General features: G+C 57.0%; 3 protein-coding genes. All 3 read right to left on the bottom strand.

Features of this window, described 5'->3' with window-relative positions; all coding sequences use genetic code 11:
• Nucleotides 1-62 precede the first annotated feature (62 nt).
• On the bottom strand, nucleotides 63-1,232 hold the full coding sequence (gene nagA / locus ABHR76_RS09860) for an N-acetylglucosamine-6-phosphate deacetylase (protein ID WP_346977619.1): 1,170 nt from the start codon (nucleotides 1,230-1,232) through the stop codon (nucleotides 63-65).
• 143 nt (nucleotides 1,233-1,375) lie between these two features.
• Nucleotides 1,376-2,107 (bottom strand): GntR family transcriptional regulator, encoded by a 732-nt coding sequence (locus ABHR76_RS09865; RefSeq protein WP_152068484.1) that lies wholly within the window; start codon nucleotides 2,105-2,107, stop codon nucleotides 1,376-1,378.
• Between the two features lie 232 nt (nucleotides 2,108-2,339).
• Nucleotides 2,340-2,560, bottom strand: a 221-nt coding sequence (locus tag ABHR76_RS09870; protein WP_346977621.1) for a PTS sugar transporter subunit IIB, incomplete at its 5' end; no start/stop codon positions are given.

The following is a 2,560-nucleotide window of genomic DNA, read 5'->3' on the forward strand; positions in this document are numbered from 1 at the left end:
CTCGATATCGCCCAATGCACCGTAAATCATCTAAATCCCCTCTCGGATCGCTTCTTTGGCGGCTACTCGGCAAACGCGTTACCGACGCTGTTGCCACCCACATACGTCTCGACCAGGGTAAGGTCGGGATTGAACACAACAAAGTCGGCATCGCGGCCAGGCATAATGCTGCCACATTTATCCTCGACGTGAGCAGAACGCGCGGGCACCTCGGTGGCCATGCGAATGGCGATATCGGCGCTCGCAAGACCCCAGTCGACGATGTTCTTTACGCCCTGTGCGAGCGTGAGCACCGAACCGGCGATAGCAGAGCCATCGGCGAGCCAGCAAAGGTTGTCCTTCATAACGACGTCCATGCCGCCGCTGGTGTACTTGCCCTCGGGCATGCCGCCGCAACCCAGGCAGTCGGTAATCAGCACCGTGTGCTGCCAGCCCTTGGCCTGCAGCAGGGCCTTGATAGCAGCAGGGTTCACATGTTTGCCATCGCAGATAATCTCGGCATAGGTGTTGGGCGTGGTCATAGCGGCCCCGACGACACCCGGCTCGCGGTGATGCAGACCGCGCTGGCCGTTGTAGGTATGCGTAAAGCAGCTGGCGCCGGCATTGATGGCGGCGGCGCACTCATCATAGGTGGCATCGGAGTGCCCAATACAGGTTACGACGCCCTTTGCGCTCAGAGCCGCGGCGTAAGCGGCAGCGCCGTCACGCTCGGCCGCCATGGCGCTCTTGACGATACGACCGCCGGCGGCCTCCTGCCACTCGTCAAAAACTTCCTCGGACGGGTCGATCAGATAAGCGGGGTTCTGGGCGCCCACATGCTTCATGGTAAAGAACGGACCCTCCAGGTAGATACCCTGAATACGAGCACCGCAGAACTCGGGCCCGCGCTCTTCGTCCGCCTGTGCAATAGCGGCACAGGCGTCCTTGATCTGCTCCACGCCGTCGGTAAAGGTCGTAGGCAGCCAGCTGGTGGTACCACGACGAGCGAGCTCGGTCGAGCTGATGTTGATACCCTCAGCATCGTTATCGGTCGTGGCATGGTTATAAAAACCATGGATATGGGTGTCCACCATACCCGGTGCAATCCATGTACCCGAATAATCTTTGATCTCGCAAGCGGGCTCATCGGCCTGCCAAGCGCCAAAGACGCCGTCTTCGACCATCAGGAAGCCGCCCAGCTGCGGCCCCGCCGGCAAAAAGAACTTGTCGGCCTTGATAGCATACGTGCTCATCTATGCTCCCGTACCCGCAGTGCGTTTTAGGGCGGATCAAAAACCACTGCATTGTTAATTCGAGCGATTGTTCGTTGCCTTCTACCGCTTGGCACATTTTGCACCCGCCGCAAAACACGCCAAGCCGTTTATACCCAATAACTTTAGACTGCGCGGTTGTGGTAGACCTTGTACTTAAACTGGTCGGCACGCGCAACCGAACGCGTATACTCGATAACCTCGTTGTTCATGTCATATGTGGTACGAATCAAATCCAGGACCGGTGCGCCTTCGGCAATCTCGAGCAGACGAGCGTCGGAATGGCGTGCGATACTCGCGTAGAATTCTTCCTCTGCCACGCGAACTTTCTCGTGAAAGTCCTGCTCGATCATGTCGTACAGCGATTTGTTCTCGATCATGGGGCGCTTAAGCGCAAAGAACTTGCGACTCGGCAGATATGTACACTCAATCATCAGCGGCACACCATCGGCAATACGCAGGCGCTTGATCTTGTACAGACGCTCGCCCAGGCGCGCGTTCATCTCTACGGCAATATTCTTGTCAGCCTCGACCTCGGTAAACTCGAGAATCGTCGTCTTGGGCACACGGCCGATCGCCTTCATCTGCTCGGTAAAGCTATAGGTCTGCGTGAGGTTTGCCGTTTGCAGAGAGCGGTCGCACACCATGGTTCCACGGCCGCGCTGACGAACCACCAGGCCCAGGCGCTCAAGCTCCTGCAGGGCAAGGCGAACCGTCGTACGCGAGAGTCCGTAGCGTTCCGACAGGTCACGCTCGGACGGCAAATAGTCGCCGGGCCGAAGTTCGTGATCGATTTTATCGGTCAACAGATCGACGAGCTGATCGTACAGAGGTTGTTTACGCGCTCCCATTGCCATAATGATACCTGCCGGATAAATGACTCGAAATTGGTTGTAACCAGACACCACGTACTATAGCAGTTTTAATGGAATAGCAGCAGGTCAACAAGCATATTTCAATATTGTTTGCCGGTTGATAGCCTGCACACTGTAATACCAATTACATCACTGCATCAAGTATTGAGGTAGCAAAAAGGGCCGCCCCCGCGGAGCGGGACGACCCTTTGTAAGACAGATACGTCTTTAAGGCTTAGAGAAGCTTCTTGAGCTCCTCGGCAACAGCCTGGACCTGCGTGCCGATGATGACCTGGGTAGCACCCTTGTCCATCTTCATGACACCCAGAGCGCCGGCCTTCTTGCAGGCGGCCTCGTCGACCAGCTCGGAATCGCCAAGCTCAAAGCGCAGGCGAGTAGCGCAGCAGTCAACGGTCTTGACGTTCTCCTTGCCACCGACGGCAGCGAGAACAGCAG

This window comes from Collinsella aerofaciens (genome assembly GCF_039752985.1).
In the GTDB taxonomy this organism is placed as follows: domain Bacteria; phylum Actinomycetota; class Coriobacteriia; order Coriobacteriales; family Coriobacteriaceae; genus Collinsella; species Collinsella aerofaciens_BT.